The 16,464-nt window shown below is 45.6% G+C and carries 13 protein-coding genes; 12 read left to right on the forward strand and 1 reads right to left on the reverse strand.

All coding sequences use genetic code 11. The features are described from left to right. The first annotated feature begins 123 nt into the window (after positions 1 to 123). From H509_RS0108920 to H509_RS0108945, 7 genes are all read left to right on the forward strand, one after another. Entirely contained in the window at positions 124 to 405 is a 282-nt protein-coding gene (locus H509_RS0108920; RefSeq protein WP_051286912.1) for a post-transcriptional regulator, read from the forward strand. A gap of 146 nt (positions 406 to 551) precedes the next feature. Continuing rightward, positions 552 to 1,820 carry a protein translocase subunit SecD gene (gene secD / locus H509_RS27165; RefSeq protein WP_084159188.1) on the forward strand — a complete coding sequence of 423 codons (1,269 nt, stop codon included), beginning with the start codon at positions 552 to 554 and terminating at the stop codon, positions 1,818 to 1,820. Beyond that, positions 1,810 to 2,715, forward strand: a complete 906-nt coding sequence (secF, locus tag H509_RS27170; RefSeq protein WP_084159131.1) for a protein translocase subunit SecF — start codon at positions 1,810 to 1,812, stop codon at positions 2,713 to 2,715. Before secD ends, secF begins: the two co-directional genes overlap by 11 nt. A gap of 188 nt (positions 2,716 to 2,903) precedes the next feature. Then, positions 2,904 to 3,857 carry a cation diffusion facilitator family transporter gene (locus H509_RS24760; protein ID WP_036696857.1) on the forward strand — a complete coding sequence of 318 codons (954 nt, stop codon included), beginning with the start codon at positions 2,904 to 2,906 and terminating at the stop codon, positions 3,855 to 3,857. Positions 3,858 to 3,912: 55 nt separating this feature from the next. After that, on the forward strand, positions 3,913 to 6,312 hold the full coding sequence (gene recJ / locus H509_RS0108935) for a single-stranded-DNA-specific exonuclease RecJ (protein WP_028544782.1): 2,400 nt from the start codon (positions 3,913 to 3,915) through the stop codon (positions 6,310 to 6,312). Positions 6,313 to 6,386: 74 nt separating this feature from the next. Continuing rightward, on the forward strand, positions 6,387 to 6,899 hold the full coding sequence (locus tag H509_RS0108940; protein WP_028544783.1) for an adenine phosphoribosyltransferase: 513 nt from the start codon (positions 6,387 to 6,389) through the stop codon (positions 6,897 to 6,899). Between the two features lie 115 nt (positions 6,900 to 7,014). Further along, positions 7,015 to 8,097 (forward strand): FAD:protein FMN transferase, encoded by a 1,083-nt coding sequence (locus H509_RS0108945; protein ID WP_028544784.1) that lies wholly within the window; start codon positions 7,015 to 7,017, stop codon positions 8,095 to 8,097. A gap of 82 nt (positions 8,098 to 8,179) precedes the next feature. On the opposite strand, the gene uraA is transcribed toward H509_RS0108945, so the two are convergent. Then, positions 8,180 to 9,472: a uracil permease gene (uraA, locus tag H509_RS0108950; RefSeq protein WP_028544785.1), complete on the reverse strand. Its 1,293-nt coding sequence runs from the start codon at positions 9,470 to 9,472 to the stop codon at positions 8,180 to 8,182. Between the two features lie 285 nt (positions 9,473 to 9,757). Between uraA and H509_RS0108955 the strand changes: the two genes are divergently transcribed. The 5 genes from H509_RS0108955 (at position 9,758) to hisS (ending at position 16,408) form a co-directional block, all read left to right on the forward strand. After that, positions 9,758 to 11,950 carry a RelA/SpoT family protein gene (locus tag H509_RS0108955; protein WP_028544786.1) on the forward strand — a complete coding sequence of 731 codons (2,193 nt, stop codon included), beginning with the start codon at positions 9,758 to 9,760 and terminating at the stop codon, positions 11,948 to 11,950. A gap of 84 nt (positions 11,951 to 12,034) precedes the next feature. After that, positions 12,035 to 12,481 carry a D-aminoacyl-tRNA deacylase gene (gene dtd / locus H509_RS0108960; RefSeq protein ID WP_028544787.1) on the forward strand — a complete coding sequence of 149 codons (447 nt, stop codon included), beginning with the start codon at positions 12,035 to 12,037 and terminating at the stop codon, positions 12,479 to 12,481. A 120-nt stretch (positions 12,482 to 12,601) separates the two neighbouring features. Further along, positions 12,602 to 12,745 carry a hypothetical protein gene (locus tag H509_RS27960; protein WP_169450879.1) on the forward strand — a complete coding sequence of 48 codons (144 nt, stop codon included), beginning with the start codon at positions 12,602 to 12,604 and terminating at the stop codon, positions 12,743 to 12,745. Positions 12,746 to 12,892: 147 nt separating this feature from the next. Further along, positions 12,893 to 14,479, forward strand: a complete 1,587-nt coding sequence (locus tag H509_RS0108970; RefSeq protein ID WP_028544788.1) for a coproporphyrinogen III oxidase — start codon at positions 12,893 to 12,895, stop codon at positions 14,477 to 14,479. Positions 14,480 to 15,154: 675 nt separating this feature from the next. Beyond that, positions 15,155 to 16,408 carry a histidine--tRNA ligase gene (hisS, locus tag H509_RS0108975; RefSeq protein ID WP_028544789.1) on the forward strand — a complete coding sequence of 418 codons (1,254 nt, stop codon included), beginning with the start codon at positions 15,155 to 15,157 and terminating at the stop codon, positions 16,406 to 16,408. Positions 16,409 to 16,464 lie beyond the last annotated feature (56 nt).

A 16,464-nucleotide genomic window follows, 5' to 3' on the forward strand; every position in this document is an offset into this window, starting at 1 on the left:
CTTCATTCATATGCGGTTGTCCACATTACATGCCGCACTTTTTTACTTCTAGGCTGTTAGTAAGCAGGAACAGGTGCTGTGAGGCGCGAATGAAAGAAGAGTGAACGGAAGGGAGAGGCCGTTATGGTGGAACAGCTGGGGGTTGAACTGGAGTTAACAGCAGAGATCGATAAGTTGAAGGATGAAGATGTAGAGTTGTTATGCAAGAGCAAAGCGGAGGAGTTTCACTTAATTGGCTATGAATATGTGACGGCAGCTGAAATATGGGAGTGTGTCAGTGAGAAGTATAAGAAAAGTGGCGAACCAGCACTTCATGAAGTGGTCAATGATATTTTGTCGTTAAAAGTGACCAAGTTTATGAATTACATGACGATGTCAGCTTATCGCGGGTCTCCCTTTTCCTAAGGTGAGACTTTTTTCACGGATTTAAAGAGGTTAGATGTTGTTATAATGGTTGTGTAAATGCTTTCCTATGTTTAATATGCAAATTGACTCGTTTTTTGACGGCTATTATAATAGGAATATTGAATATGAAAGGGGAATGGGACGAAATGAAACGGATGATGGCATTTTTGCTCATCGTTGTTGTATCGTTAGGTGTTATGGTTTGGACTAGCCCTTCGATACTGAACAACATTCGTCTCGGTCTGGACTTACAAGGCGGCTTCGAAATTCTTTATGAAGCATCACCTCTTGAGCCGGGTGGAAAGATTACTTCTGAAACCTTAACACAGACTGCGAAGAGTTTGGAAAAACGGATTAACGCTCAAGGTACTAGCGAGCCTGAAATTACGACAGAAGGAACTAACCGCATTCGAGTGAAGATTGCGGCTGTTGGTGATGAACAGGCTGTACGCGAGAAGTTGAAGGAACCATCGGTGTTAACGTTCCGAAGCTCAGATGGCTGTAAGACTGCCACGGATTATTGTAAGGTTGAACTAAAAGGAACGGACTTTGTAGAGGGTGGCGCGAAGGTCGTATATGACGAGCTAAAGAGCCCTGTCGTTTCCATCAAGCTAAAGGATGCGAACAAATTTGCTGAGATTACGAAGCGTCTTGCTTCTAAAGTAAGCGATGGACGCAATCACTTGGCTATCTATATGGACGAGAAGATGATATCGGACCCGGCGGTTAACTTTGAGATTTCCGGCGGCGAAGCAACGATTACTGGACAACGTACAAACGCTGAGGCTAATGAGCTGCGTGATACGATCAACTTGGGCTCGCTTCCGCTGAAGCTGACCGAGAAGTACACACAAAGTGTAGCTGCTACGCTTGGTAAATTGTCATTGGATCAGACTGTTAAAGCAGGCGTTATCGGCACTGTGCTAATTTTGATCTTTATGTTGGCCATTTACCGTTTGCCAGGTATTATTGCGAGCTTCTGTCTCATTCTATTTACATGGTTGTTGCTCCTTGTATTCTGGATGTCCGATATAACGCTTACCTTACCGGGGATAGCAGCCTTTGTACTAGGATTAGGGATGGCAGTTGATGCCAACATCATTACGTATGAACGTATTAAAGACGAGATGAAGAGCGGCAAATCGGTTATGTCGGCACTACGAGCTGGTTCGAAGAATTCATTCCGTACCATTATCGATGCCAACGTGACGACGGTTATCGCTGCTGTTGTCATGTACTTCCTTGGTGAGAGCCAAGTTAAAGGCTTTGCGCTTATTTTGATGATGACGGTAGCTTGTACGATAATTACGAACGTGTACATTTCGCGCCTGTTGCTTCAATTGGTCATCAAGGCTAATATTTGGAACAAGCCTGGGTATTACGGTGTGAAGGAGCGTGATATCCGTGCGCTTTAAGGGAACGTTTAACTTTGTACACAGCAGTAAATATTTCTTTATTTTCTCGATTGTAGTAACGATACTAGGTGTTGCAACACTTAGCATTTTCGGATTAAACTACGGGGTTGATTTTAGCTCCGGTACAAATGTCGATATTACCATTAAGAAACAAGTGGAGAAAACAGAAGTAGACAAGCTGCTTAGCAAGTACGAAATGTCCAAGGCTCCTCAAGTTACGATGGGCAGCGAGCGAATCAATATTCGCTTTAACGAAGTGCTCACCGATAAGATGGAGAAGCAGCTAAAGGATGACTTTAGCAAAGTGTCTCCAGGTTCTTCGTTCGAAGTGAACACGGTTGATGTGGAGATTGCGAAGGAATTGCAACGTAATGCGATTTGGGCTGTATTGCTGTCCTCGATCGGGATTATTATTTATGTCAGTATTCGCTTTGAGTGGCGTTTTGCAATTGCTGCGGTTATTGCCTTATTACATGATGCCTTTATGGTAATAAGCGTATTTTCAATTTTCCGACTCGAAGTCAACCTGCCGTTTATTATTGCAATTTTGACGATTATCGGTTATTCCATCAATGATACAATCGTTATTTTTGACCGTATCCGTGAGAATCTTCGATTTGCTAAATTACGCAACTGGAATGATCTTGCACATCTCGTTAATGACAGTGTGTATCAGACACTTACACGTTCCATCAATACCGTGTTAACGGTGCTTGTGGCAGCTGTGTGCTTGTTTATATTCGGTAGTGAATCTATTCGGATGTTCTCGCTTGCAATTATTATCGGTCTGGCCTTTGGTGCGTACTCTTCTATCTTTATTGCTAGCCCGTTGTGGGCTGTACTTAAGAATAAGGAAAAGAAGACAAGCACGGCTAAAAAGCCTCAACAAGCTTAATTTTGTTTTTTATGATAGTTTGCGTGCTTGCTGCGTAAACTGATATAGCAGGAATAAATGTCCATTGTTGCTCTAAGCGCTTGGCCTGTTTATTCGTTGAAGCCGCGTCCGTTGCGACGCGGTTTTAGCGTGTTAGGCCTGTCGATGTGCGAGTAGAGTCGAATTGTTGAGTAAACGAGGGATGTAGTATGGCAACTGACCGTTTTGCACAAGCCGAGACTGGTGCATGGGTGGGCATAATCGGTAACATTTTATTAGCAGGTCTTAAAGGGGTTGCTGGATTTTTCTCAGGAAGCCATGCGCTGATTGCGGATGCGTTTCATTCTGCTTCCGACGTAGCTGGCTCTTTTGCCGTCCTTGTAGGTATTAAAGCTGCGAAACGTCCTCCTGATCGGGATCACCCTTATGGACATGGAAAAGCAGAATCTATTGCAGCAATCATTGTATCCGTGCTTCTGCTTGTAGTAGGTCTGGAACTCCTGATTTCAGCTATTAAAGCGATCTATGGTGGTCATGTGGATATACCTGAATGGTATGCGCTTGCGGTGTTGCTATTGTCCATTGTAGTGAAGGAAGGCATGTTTCAATACAAATTTCGTTTAGGAAAGCGATTATCTTCACAAGCGCTAATTGCCAATGCATGGGAGCATCGTTCCGATGTCTATTCTTCGATTGCCGCTTTAATCGGTGTAGGGGCTGCCATGCTTGGCGGCAAGTTCAGAATGAGTTGGCTTTTGTACCTAGACCCGGTGGCAGGGCTGGTGGTAGCCTTGTTAGTTCTTAAGATGGGCTATACACTGGTGATGGACTCCATCCATTCTACAATGGATCATGTTCTTCATGATGAAGAAGCGAACCCGCTTATAAAGGCAGTGCAGACGGTGGATGGGGTCATACTGGTGGATGAGCTTCGGGCTCGTGAGCACGGTCATTATGTGATCGTGGATATTAAGATTAGTGTTAATCCTGTGCTAACTGTTGCGGAGGGGCACAGTGTCGGTAAACGGGTCAAACAGCATTTGTTACAGCAGTTTTTGCACGTTGCGGATGTGTTTGTGCATATTAATCCTTTTGACCCTGGTTATCCGATTCAAGGACAGCAGCAAGACGTTAGAGATCGTTCGCCAAAGTGGCTGCAATAATAGCAACAAACGTATTGGAATACGAAATAACTTTTTCTAAAAGAAGGAGGCTGTAATGCTTCAACCACGAACAAGATGGCGTTGTGCTGAAGTGTCAGAAGAACGTGTGGCGAAGCTGGCGGCCGAAGTAAGCATTTCACCTCTTCTGGCGAAGCTTCTTATCGTCCGCGGCATAGACGATGCACAACTTGTTGGTCATTTCTTAAATGATACGATTGAAGATATGCTGGATCCGTATCAGTTGGCAGGAATGTCTCAGGCTGTAGAACGTATCCGCCGAGCGATTGCTAATAACGAACGAATATGGATATATGGTGACTATGATGCGGATGGCGTATCTAGTACTTCGTTAATGATCCATCTGATGCGTGAGTTAGATGCTGACTTTGACTACTATATTCCACATCGCACGAATGAAGGATATGGACTGAATACGACGGCAATTGATCAGGCAAAGGAACAGGGTGTGACCCTCATTGTCACCGTGGATACTGGAATTAGCGCTGTGGATCAAATTGCACATGCAGCTAGCTGCGGGATCGATGTTGTGGTGACAGACCATCATGAGCCGCCTGAAGTGCTGCCTAATGCCTATGCACTTGTTAACCCTAAGCTTGATTATTGCCCTTATCCTTTCAAGGGCTTGGCAGGTGTAGGCGTAGCTTTTAAGCTGGCTCATGCGCTGTTAGACCGCGTACCGGAGCACTTGCTTGATCTAGCAGCTATTGGGACGGTAGCCGATTTAATGCCGCTAACAGGTGAGAATCGCATCATCGTCAAGCATGCGCTTATGCGTATGCGCAATTCTGCTTATCCAGGTATTCAGGCGCTGCTACAGATCGGTAATGTGGATGCAAGCACCTTAACTTCAACTCATATTGCATTTTCAATGGCACCGCGTATTAATGCAAGCGGCAGGCTAGATCATGCAAACATTGCGGTTCAGTTGCTAACGACTGATAAACTGGATGAAGCGCTTGCATGTGCGGAGGAACTGGATCGACTGAATAAGGAACGACAGAAGATTGTCGAGCAGATCGTTAAGGAAGCGGAGCAGCAGCTTGCTGACAAGATCGAGGCTGCGGGTAAAGTACCTAACGTTATCGTGTTGGCAAAGGCGGGCTGGAATGTAGGTGTTATCGGCATTGTCGCCTCCAAAATTGTGGAGCGTTATTATCGCCCTACATTCGTACTGGGGCATGATGAAGATACTGGCATGTGTAAAGGCTCTGCACGTTCAATTGACGGCTTTGACTTGTACGGTGCGATGTCGCAGCTTGGCGAATGGTTTGAGCATTATGGTGGTCACCAGGCAGCAGCCGGTATGACGATTGCGTATGAGAAGCTGCCTCAGCTGGAGCAAGCTCTACAGCGCATCGCTGATGAACAATTAACCGCGGAGCATTATGTGCCTTGTACGGATGCAGACGCTGCTTGCAGCCTGCATGACATTCCGCTTCAGGTCATTGATGAACTGCGCTGTCTGGAGCCGTATGGCATGGGGAATTCCACGCCAAAAATCATCATTACAGATGCACGTGTACAAGAAAAACGCACGATGGGGAAAGAGGCTCAACATTTAAAGTTGATGTTGAAGCAAGACCGTGCTACATTGGATGCTGTGGCCTTTCATAAAGGTACGTTAGCAGATCGAATTTCGCCTAATGTAGTGACCGATGTGCTCGGTGAATTGTCTATCAATGAATGGAATGGTTCACGTAAACCACAGCTTATGTTGCAGGATATTCGTATTCGGGAACGACAGCTATTTGATTTACGTGGAACGCGTGACCCGATTAGCGCTGCTGTTGAACTGACTCGGAAGCTGAATGCAAGTCGTGCAGGTGAAGCCATTTGGCTCACTTCACGTCAGGAAGCGGGCATATACGCGGCAGAGCCTTATGTGCAATTGACGGACGCAGACAGTCTCAAACACAGTCAGTCTACGGCGGGAGAGCAGGTCCGTGACATTATATTGAGCTGCATCCCAATGGAGTCCGCGGCGAGTTGGTCGCTTCTAGGTCAATACTATCCCCATGTGGAACGTGTGCATCTGTTTTTGCCACGCAAGCCAGAGGAAGGGGTGCTGCGCTCACCAGATCGCAGCAGAATTGTACCTGCCTTTGCAGAGCTCAAGCGTTTGCGGACTTGGCAGGACAACAAAGGGACGTTGATGTCATTGTCGAGCCGGACAGGCCTAACGGTGCGCGAACTATCGGTGCTGCTGGATGTATTTCGCGATCTGGAATTTGTGACCGTAGAAGCTAGCGCAGCAGGTGCTACTTATTTTATGGTTGAAGAGCCGAGGAAGACATCTTTAGATGCTTCCCCAAAGTACAGAGAGTGGGAACAGGTAAGTGAGTGGGAATCTGCATGGTATGACGGTTCGACCGATGCGCTCAGGCAGCTGCTGCTTGCCGCATGGGACAAGCCGTTAAATAAGCAGACAGACTAAAGCAAGGCATTTATGAAATTTATTATATTTCTAAATGATCGTAGAGACGATCACGTTCGAGGAGGAATTGACTTATGGATTTTAAGTCTTATATTCGTGTTATTCCTGATTTTCCCCAGCCAGGCATCCGCTTTAAGGACATTACAACGCTGCTTAAAGACGGAGCTGCCTATCGTGAATCCATTAACGCCATGCATGATTTAGTTAAAGGTATGGAGGTTGACTTGGTAGCAGGCCCAGAGGCGCGTGGTTTTGTTGTAGGCGCACCTTTGGCATTGGCGATTGGTGCAGGCTTTGTACCTATTCGTAAGAGCGGAAAGCTGCCAGGAGATACAATTGAGGCAGGATACGATTTGGAGTACGGCAAAGATAAGCTTGCGATGCACCGTGACGCGATTCAGCCAGGACAGAAAGTTCTGATTGCCGATGATCTGCTTGCGACAGGCGGGACGATTTCCACAACGATCGAGCTGATTCGCCAATTGGGCGGAGAAGTTGTTGGTGCGGTATTTTTGATCGAGCTTGGTTATTTAAATGGACGCGAGAAGCTTCAAGGTATTGAAGTTCGTTCGTTGATGACCTATTAAGCACATGATTAGCACATGACAGATGTGCTTTACGACGAGCTGATATCTCTCTTAGGGAGGTATCAGCTTAATTTTGATTTCAGGGCATACATAAAGCAAAGAGCGAGGGACGGCCATGAACAAAAATACGACGATAATTGGACTTGGAGTAATTATTCTTGTCGTTGGGGCATTGTTTGCAGTGAAATGGAACACTAAAGAAGTGAAAGCGCCTGAAGCGGCGCCGCCTCCTCCAGCCTATCAAGATAAAAGTTATTTTATTTTTGGTACCGTCGTTAACATTAAAATTTATGATCAGGGAGATCATAAGCAGCACTTTCAGGAAATCGATCGCATTATGAAAAGTATAGACAGCCACATGAGCCGTACGAAGGATAACAGTGAATTAGCACTTGTTAATGAAGCGGCTGGCAGGTCAGCGGTACGTGTGTCTGCGGATACTTTTGAAGCTATTGAGCTGGCTGTCCAGTACGGGAAAGAGACCGATGGATTATTTGATCCCAGTATAGGACCACTCGTTAATCTGTGGAATATCGGACATGATAATGCCGAGGTTCCAGCTAAAGCAGAACTACAGGCTGCTATTTCAAACGTAAACTACAACAATATTGAATTAAACAAAGGGGACAGATCGGTACGCCTAACAAAGTCGGGCATGGTACTGGATTTAGGGGGAATTGGAAAAGGATATGCGGCTGACAGAGTAGCTGATTATTTAAAGAAACAAGGGATTAAGCATGCCCTCGTTAATCTGGGAGGCAGCTCCATTGTGACCATCGGCGAGAAGCCAAATGGAAGTGCTTGGGTGATCGGCATCCAAAATCCGGACAAAAGTCGGGGTACCCAGATAGGTACGATTAAGCTAAAGGGAGAAACGATTGACGCCTCGGGTGTATATGAACGATTCTTTATGAAGGATGGAGTTAGATACCACCATTTGCTCAACCCCAAGACAGGTTACCCCGAGCAGAATGAATTGATGAGTGTTACCATTATTGCAGACAACGCTACAGACTCTGATGCACTGTCAACCGCTGTATTTCTGGAGGGCCTGAAGGCAGGTCTTGCACATATGAACCGTGTAGAGGGGATGGAGGCGTTTTTTATTACGAATAACAAACATATTTATGTGACGGATGGATTAAAAGGAAAGCTGAACATAACAGATCCTGAATTTAAAGTGATGAACGAACAATAGCACAATAAGAACAATAATCCCCCATAAAACGCTCTTTTGACTAACTTTGAAAAGAGGTTGGAATGGGGGATTATTCATTCATTTAATGAGCTGACTTGTCAGGAACTGAACTCTCATGATCATTGGATAACCCAAGCTTGTCAATCAATATAAAGAACAGGTTCAAGACGATAGCCAGCACCGTCGCAAGTGCCATCCCTTTTAACTCCACATCGCCAAGCTTTAAAGAGGCATTGCTAATTCCGATCACGATAACAAGTGTAGTCAGGAGCAGGTTTTTAGGCTTGCTGAAATCGACTTTTGAATCAACCAGAATGCGCAGACCTGACGCTGCGATGACCCCGAACAGGAGCAGCGAGACGCCACCCATGACTGGCACAGGAATGTTAGCGATTAGCGCGGACACATTACCAAAGAAAGACATAATAATGGCAATGACGGCTGCTCCGCCGATGACGTACACAGAATATACGCGAGTAAGCGCCATTACACCGATGTTTTCGCCATATGTTGTGTTTGGTGTTGAACCGAAAAACCCAGAAAAAACAGTTGATATGCCGTTGCCAAGCAAAGAGCGGTGAAGTCCAGGATCTTTCGACAGGTCCTTGCCCACAATATTGCTCGTTACCATCAAATGACCAACGTGTTCTACAACAACGACTAATGCTGCTGGTAAAATGATGGAGATTGCTGTCCAATTAAATTCAGGATATGTAATCGTAGGCAGCTTCAGAAATGCAGCTGATGTTACTTTGCTCATATCAACAGCATTCATAAAGTAGGCGGACACATAACCGACAACGATTCCAATGAGTATAGGTATAATTTTAAAGAACCCACGAAACATGACATTACCGATAACCGTGACGGCTAACGTAATAATTGCCAGTGTGATGTTCGTATAATTCAAATTGCCATTTGCGTCAGGTATAAATCCTGACATGTTAGAAGCTACTGGAACAAGCTCTAAACCGATAACAGCTACGATTGCGCCCATAGCGGCCGGTGGAAATAGTACGTCAAGCCACCGTGTACCTGCCCACTTTACGATTAGAGCGACTATAATAAAGACAACACCGCATATGATAAAAGCACCTAATGCTTGCGGATAATTATCCGTTTTGCCAGCTAGCACAACGAGTACAGGTGAAATAAATGCGAAGCTGGAGCCTAGGTACGCTGGAATCAATCCCCGGCATAAGATGAGGTAAAATAACGTTCCGATCCCGTTCATCAATAGGACAATACCCGGATCGACCTGAAACAGATTCGGCACGAGTACCGTGGAGCCGAACATAGCGAACAGATGTTGAATGCTCAGCAGCAGACCGGGCATGAGAGCGGGCTTTTCAAGCACTTGGATTTCGCGTTGCAATGCAGATGCACTCCTTTAATTCATATTTAATTGTAAACCTAACTATATAATCTACATCGAACTAGCGCCGAATGACAACAACTTTTTTCATAATCGTGTTAAAAAAGATAACATGACCCCCTGTTTTTGTAATTATTCTCTTATATTCGACAACAACCGACAGACATATCCGTGGAATAACAGCGATAGCCATTGACGGCAATACGGTTCAAAGGCATAATTATAGGATAATCTGTAAAGAGGGACGACGAACGACCCGGATAGAAAGGAATCGAGACGAGTCCAATGGGCATCGACCAATTGATAACTAAAGCTTCTACTTATATGAAAGAGCCAGACTTGAACCGCATACGTGAAGCTTACGAATTCGCGGACAAAGCCCATTACGGGCAAATCAGGAAATCTGGAGAACCTTATATTTTACATCCTTTGGCTGTAGCAGACATTGTTGTGGGCATGCAGATGGATCCAACGTCCATCGTCGCAGCTCTGCTTCATGATGTCGTGGAGGATACCTCTGTTTCACTTGATGAGATTCGCGCGAAGTTCGGCGAGACATGTGCAATGCTGGTCGATGGCTTGACGAAGCTTGAACGTATTCAGTTTCGCTCAAAGGAAGAACAGCAGAATGAGAATTATCGTAAGATGTTTGTCGCGATGGCAAATGATATACGTGTTATCGTGATCAAGCTTGCGGACCGTCTGCACAATATGCGTACGTTGAAGTTCCAATCGGAGGAGAGTCAGCGCCGGATAGCCTATGAGACGCTCGAAATCTTTTGTCCGATTGCGCATCGTCTAGGTATATCCGCAATCAAGTGGGAGATGGAGGATATTGCACTTCGTTACTTGAACCCGCAGCAGTATTATCGCATTGCTAATTTGATGCATAAGAAGCGGGCTGAGCGGGAGCAATTTATTTCTGACGTTATCTTACGGATTAACGAGAAGCTGGACGAGATGGGCATCGAAGCGGACTTGTCCGGCAGACCTAAGCATATATACAGCGTGTATAAGAAAATGACGGTGAAAAATAAGCAGTTTAATGAGATTTACGATCTGCTCGCGATCCGCATTTTAGTAGACAACATCAAAGACTGTTATGCCACTTTAGGCATTATTCACACTTTATGGAAACCGATGCCTGGCAGGTTTAAAGATTATATTGCAATGCCGAAGGCGAATATGTATCAGTCGCTCCATACGACGGTGATCGGTCCGACAGGCGAGCCGACCGAGGTGCAGATTCGCACCTGGGACATGCATCGTACAGCCGAGTACGGTATTGCTGCGCACTGGGCTTATAAGGAAGGTAATCAGAGCCTTATAGGCGGCAGCTTTGAAGAGAAGATGACCTTTTTGCGTGAGATTTTGGATCTCCAGCAGGAGACCAAAGATGCTAGCGAATTTGTCGAATCACTTAAAATGGATTTCTTCTCCGATCTTGTATTTGTATTTACGCCAAAAGGGGAAGTAATCGAGCTTCCGGCAGGCTCCGTTCCACTTGACTTTGCGTACCGGATTCATACGGAGGTCGGAAACCGCACTATTGGTGCTAAAGTGAACGGTCGCATCGTGCCGCTTGATCACAAGTTAAAAACGGGCGATATTGTAGAAATATTGACCTCTAAACATTCGTATGGTCCTAGCGCAGACTGGATTAAGATTGCTCAGTCTTCGCATGCTCGCTCCAAAATTAAACAGTGGTTCAAGAAGGAGAAGCGAGAAGAGAACGTTCAAAAGGGTCGAGACTCGATTGAGCGTGAACTAAAACGACTAGGTATTGATCCGCAAGGCTGGATGTCGGAAGATAAGCTAATGGAAGTGGCCAAGAAGTTTAACTTTAACGACGTTGAGGATATGATGTCCGCGATTGGTTTTGGAGGCCTTACAGCAGCACAAGTTTGTACACGCTTGACCGAAAAGCTCCGTAAGGAAGCAGAAGAGGCGCAGGCAGCACATCTTGAGCTTACAAACGAGATCAAAGAGATGAAGAAAGATTCCAATGAGCGGAAATCACGGCCGACCAATGGTGTTCGTGTGAAAGGAATCGATAATTTACTCGTGCGTTTTGCGCGCTGCTGTAATCCAGTGCCAGGAGACGACATCGTTGGATATGTTACACGTGGTCGAGGCGTATCTGTGCACCGCTCAGATTGCCTGAACCTGCCGAAGGAGATTGAAGGCGAGGAAGCTGAACGTATTATCGAGGTCGAGTGGGAAGAGTCGATTGAGGCGAACTATAGCGTAGATATCGAGATTACGGGCATGGATCGACGCGGATTTTTGAATGAAGTGCTGCAAGTCGTGTCAGAGAGCAAGACAAATATTGCGGCAGTCTCAGGACGTTCCGACAAAAACAAGCTAGCGCTTATTCATATGACGGTACTAATCCGAAATACGGAGCATTTGCATTCCGTTGTCGAGAAGATTAAGCGTGTGAAGGATGTATATACAGTACAACGCATTATGCAATAGCCAGAGCAGCCGCCCGCGAGGCGGCTGTTGTCATATGAGTGCCGCAAATAATGGAGATGCTTAATTGGGAGAGGAGTTACGCACGTGAAAATAGTCGTACAGCGGTCTAAAGCTGCAAAAGTTATTGTCAATCAGGAGACAGTAGGTGAAATTAATAAAGGACTGGTGCTGCTGGTTGGCGTCACACACGAGGATACAGAGCAGGATGCGCAGTGGTTAGCAGATAAAATCGCGGGCCTTCGTATATTTGAGGATGAGCACGAGAAGATGAATTTCTCTGTACAAGACATTGGTGGTGCTATTTTATCTGTATCTCAGTTTACATTGTTTGGTGATTGTCGAAAAGGCAGACGTCCTAACTTTATGGCAGCTGCACGTCCTGAGCAGGCAGAGCAATTGTATACCTTCTTTAATGAATGTTTGCGCAAGCATAACTTGCCCGTGTCGACAGGCACTTTTGGTGCGATGATGGATGTGCAATTTACGAATTGGGGGCCGGTGACGTTAATACTGGACAGCCAGTCACGTTAAGTCATCCATGAATGAATTGGTTGTGCATTTGCGTCATGCAAAAGGTCATGCAATAGGATGAATAGACAAGGATAGATATCACGCATACTATGGGCATCTCAACATGAAGGAGTGCCAATTATGCGTCAATCGTTGCAGCAGCTAGCTATTCAGTATGGACATATAGCTTTGACGCAGTCTATGCGTGAAACATCAGCCAATATGAGTCAGGAGCATGCGGAGGAGCGCAGCATGAGACGAGTGTATCCAACCCACCGCAGATAAACGGCACCGTTAAACGAGGTTGACTACAGATTTCTTTATTCTCCCTGTGACCTATGTTACAATTCATCAAGAAGTGATAAAGCTCCGATTAGGGGCTTTTATTTTTGTTTATTTTACTGTCAGGTGTAACGGTAGGAGGATTTACTGATGCGTATTCAATTAAATGCTAATGAAGCAGCGTTTGAGCGCTCGCTTGTTCATATTATTCAATTATATGTCGAACAACCCGAAGTGACGTATGTAGTTACAGATGGGATGGCGGGCGTCGAGGAAACGGAGTGGGAGACGTTTGATGCTGTGTTAACGCTGCGTACGGATAGCAGTACAAGAGCAGAGTGCCAGAACAGTGCGCCTTGTAGTTTACGGTCCTATGGCTCCTTGCAGATTAGGCTGGAGGATGGCAGTGTAAAATGGTATGAAGCTGAGCATACAAGAGCTGTAGCGGCTGATGCAACACATGAACAATTTCGCAAGCAGGTTAAAAACGGTCTTTGCCATGCGCTGCTGCGTGTATTAACAGAGTGGACAGGGATCGAGCAGCCATGGGGGATTCTAACAGGAGTGCGTCCGACTAAGCTGATGCATGATGCCCGTAGAAGGGGTTTGGCTGCGGATGCCGCACGTAAGGAATTAAAGGAAGACTACTTGGTTACGGATCAAAAAGTAGCTTTAATGGAGCGGATCGTGGAGCGTCAGTTAACGGCTCTACCAGACTTGGATCACTTGCAAAAGGAAATTAGTATTTATATTGGCATTCCTTTTTGTCCGACAAAGTGTGCTTATTGTACGTTCCCTGCGTATGATATTAATGGGCGCCAAGGATCTGTGAACTCCTTTTTAGGTGGGCTTCATTATGAAATACGCGAGATAGGTCGCTTTTTGAAGGAGCGGGGGGTACGAATTACGACCATTTATTATGGTGGCGGCACACCAACAAGCATTACGGCAGAAGAAATGGATATGCTGTATGAGGAAATGTATGAATCATTTCCAGACGTAGGAATGGTGCGAGAAATTACAGTCGAAGCGGGTCGGCCTGATACGATTACACCAGAGAAGCTGGATGTGCTGCGCAAATGGAATATCGACCGGATCAGCATTAATCCACAATCATACATTCAAGAAACGTTGGATATTATCGGCCGACATCATACTGTGGAGGAAACGATTGATAAGTATAAACTTGCACGCGAAATGGGCATGAACAACATCAATATGGATCTCATCATTGGTTTGCCAGGTGAAGGTGTCGAGGAGTTCGCCCATACTTTACGTGAGACAGAGAAGCTGATGCCAGAATCACTAACGGTTCATACCTTGTCCTTTAAAAGAGCATCTGAAATGACACAGCACCGTGGCGAAGAAAAGTTTAAAGTTGCCGATCGACATGAGATCGCGCAGATGATGACCGCTGCAAGCGAATGGACAGATGCTCATGGATACGTTCCATATTATTTGTACCGTCAAAAAAATATTTTAGGCAACCTTGAAAATGTCGGTTATTCCATTCCAGGCACTGAAAGTTTATATAACATTTTAATTATCGAAGAAATTCAAACGATTTTGGGGCTAGGCTGTGGGGCAACAACAAAGTGGGTGCATCCGGAGACAGGGGCCATTTCTCGATTCGCGAACCCGAAAGAACCTAAAGTATACAACGACAACTACGTAGAAGTGACACGGAAGAAGATCGAAATGATGGAGAAATTGTTTCCGATGCAATCACCATCATAAATAGGTAAATGAAGCGTTTTCTTATTTGTAATCTTTCTGTAACCTGCGTTTCATGTTCCTTTAACAATCAATCCCTATAATAAGTGACATGACCCCCTTTTAAGAATATATACTTTTGACAAACCTACATTTGATGATGTAGGTTTTTTTCTTTTTTTGTGATGCCTCTTGACTTTAATGGAGTAAATTATTACAATGTTCTTCATATAATCTTTTTATGATATTTGATTTGATGACGGGAACAAGTACTTCGAACCCTCTTACTCAGAGAGAGGCCCCTTGGCTGGAAGGGTCTTTATGAAGGACGAACGAATGACACCCCCGAGAACCTGCGGCGAGACTTGGCGATATTTGCCATAGCAGTAGACGTTAGGCGTAGCGCGGACGTTATACGCGAATGAAGCGGAACATGTATGGTATTCGGTAGGATATTTTTTCCTCAGATGCCTGTAGTCAAGCAAGTTGCTGACATGTCCGGAATGTGGGTGGCACCACGGGTGAATGGAACAACAACCAATCTCTCGTCCCTTTGCGTTATTTTAACGCGGGACGGGAGTTTTTTTGTTTTCTGATAGTTAAGGCGAGATGAAGACGAGAATCGGAGCCTATGTTCTAGCTTGGGATGACGGAGTTTATGAATCAAGGCTTATCTCATAAGTATAGGAGGTTTTGTAGATGGCATTCCAGAAGCCGAAAGGTACACAAGACTTTTTGCCAGGAACGGTTGAGATTTGGCAAACCGTTGAGCAAAAGGCGCGTGAGATGTGCCGCAGATTTAATTACAAGGAAATTCGTACACCTATTTTCGAATCAACTGAATTGTTTGAGCGTGGAGTAGGCGAGACGACGGATGTAGTGGAAAAAGAAATGTACACCTTTAGTGACAAAGGAAATCGCAGCATGACTTTGCGTCCTGAAGGAACAGCAGGTGCTGTTCGTTCCTACGTAGAGAACAAGCTGTATGGGGACCCTGACGTCACGAAGCTGTATTACATTGGGCCTATGTTCCGTTACGAGCGTCCGCAAGCGGGACGCTACCGTCAGTTTCACCAATTCGGTGTGGAGGCGTTAGGCGCAGTGGACCCAAGTTTGGATGCGGAAATTATTTCGCTCGGGTATCACTTTATGAAAGAAATCGGCTTGTCTGGTGTTCTTGTGGAGATTAACTCTGTAGGCAATGCAGATAGTCGCGCAGCATACCGCCAAACGTTGCTTGATTTCTTGACACCTATGAAAGAGACGCTGTGTAAAGACTGTCAATCACGCATGGAGCGTAATCCGCTGCGTGTGCTGGATTGTAAGGTAGATCAAGAGAAGTTTGGTGACGCGCCGTCCATCTTGGACAGCTTGGATGAGGAATGTGCGACTCATTTTGAAAAGGTGAAGCAGCTTTTAAGTGCTATGGGTGTGGAATATCGGATTAACCACCGGCTTGTACGTGGACTCGATTACTACACGCACACCGCATTTGAGTACAAAGCGCAAGGGATTGGCGCTATTGATACAGTTGGCGGTGGTGGTCGATATAACGGTCTGGTTGCGAGTATAGGCGGACCGGATCAGCCAGGCATCGGCTTTGGCTTGGGGATGGAGCGGATTGCTTTATTGCTGGAGCACCAGGGCATTTCGTGTAATGAGCAAGCTCCGCTTGATGTGTATTTAGTTGGCTTGGGTGAGCAGGCAGAGGATGAAGTGGCTAAGCTGCTGAATCAATTGCGGGTAGCTGGCATCGCAGCCGAGAAGGACTATCAGGGCCGAAAAATGAAGGCACAGATGAAGTCGGCTGAACGGATGCAGGCGCGGTTTGCAGCTATTTTGGGCGAGGATGAATGGTCTCGCGGAGAAATCGCATTAAAGCAATTATCGACTGGCGAACAGCGTATGGTGAAGCTGGATGAGCTGATCCAAACGATTCAACAGTCGTCTTAAATTGAGTTTGAATTCGAATTGAAAAAAAGATCTAGTAGAAGATGGGGAGTGCCTTT

The organism is Paenibacillus taiwanensis DSM 18679 (assembly GCF_000425125.1).
Taxonomy (GTDB): domain Bacteria; phylum Bacillota; class Bacilli; order Paenibacillales; family Paenibacillaceae; genus Paenibacillus_B; species Paenibacillus_B taiwanensis.

Coding starts and splice junctions, on each gene's coding strand:
- H509_RS0108920 (WP_051286912.1), top strand. CDS start 124: ATGGTGGAACAGCTGGGGGTTGAACTGGAGTTAACAGCAGAGATCGAT.
- secD (WP_084159188.1), top strand. CDS start 552: ATGAAACGGATGATGGCATTTTTGCTCATCGTTGTTGTATCGTTAGGT.
- H509_RS24760 (WP_036696857.1), top strand. CDS start 2,904: ATGGCAACTGACCGTTTTGCACAAGCCGAGACTGGTGCATGGGTGGGC.
- recJ (WP_028544782.1), top strand. CDS start 3,913: ATGCTTCAACCACGAACAAGATGGCGTTGTGCTGAAGTGTCAGAAGAA.
- H509_RS0108940 (WP_028544783.1), top strand. CDS start 6,387: ATGGATTTTAAGTCTTATATTCGTGTTATTCCTGATTTTCCCCAGCCA.
- H509_RS0108945 (WP_028544784.1), top strand. CDS start 7,015: ATGAACAAAAATACGACGATAATTGGACTTGGAGTAATTATTCTTGTC.
- H509_RS0108955 (WP_028544786.1), top strand. CDS start 9,758: ATGGGCATCGACCAATTGATAACTAAAGCTTCTACTTATATGAAAGAG.
- H509_RS27960 (WP_169450879.1), top strand. CDS start 12,602: ATGCGTCAATCGTTGCAGCAGCTAGCTATTCAGTATGGACATATAGCT.
- H509_RS0108970 (WP_028544788.1), top strand. CDS start 12,893: ATGCGTATTCAATTAAATGCTAATGAAGCAGCGTTTGAGCGCTCGCTT.
- hisS (WP_028544789.1), top strand. CDS start 15,155: ATGGCATTCCAGAAGCCGAAAGGTACACAAGACTTTTTGCCAGGAACG.